The organism is Streptomyces griseus subsp. griseus (assembly GCF_000720255.1).
Classification (GTDB): domain Bacteria; phylum Actinomycetota; class Actinomycetes; order Streptomycetales; family Streptomycetaceae; genus Streptomyces; species Streptomyces griseus_I.
In genome coordinates this window covers 1-590 of sequence record NZ_JOJE01000152.1, presented here as the reverse complement: position 1 = coordinate 590, position 590 = coordinate 1, and the positions used below count along the sequence as shown (strand labels likewise).

At 68.5% G+C, this 590-nt stretch carries 1 protein-coding gene; it reads left to right on the top strand.

Annotated features, from left to right (window positions below; genetic code table 11):
- On the top strand, nucleotides 1-590 hold a 590-nt coding region (locus IG99_RS43550; protein WP_158973395.1), incomplete at both ends, for a site-specific integrase.

Here is a 590-nt window from a genome sequence, read left to right as displayed (position 1 = left end):
GTGCTCCGCTCGATGCTGGACCTGGCCGTCGACGCCCGGCTGATCCGGGACAACCCCGCCCGTGGTGTGAAGCGGCCGAAGCGCAACGCGCACGTCGACCGCGTCCTCGATCCCGCCGAAGAGACGGCGCTGCTGAACGCGTTCGACAGGTGCTTCCCCGGCCGGCCCGACGCGCGCCCGTTCGTCGAACTGATCGCCGATACGGGGATGCGGTGGGAAGAAGCGGCTGCCATCCCGCCGCAGATGGTGGATACGCGGAAGCAGCGCATCCATATCGCGTGGGTCATGGAGCGTGACGGGACCGCGCGGCCGTACGCGAAAAGCGCCGCCGGGAATCGGACGGTCACGTTCGGGGACCATTTGGCGGCGCAGATGAAAGCGGCGAAGATAGCGGCTCGTGAGGGGGAAGGCGTCTTTCCTGGAGATGATCCGGGGCGACTGCTGTTCACTTCGGAAAAGGGTGATCCGCTGCGGTACTCGAACTGGCACCGGCGGGTATGGCTACCGGCGTTGAGGGGCCTTCCGGAGCCGCCGGTGGTGAAGGGACCCGCCTTCCGGCCGGCGATCGACGGTGCCCGGCCTGGCCGATC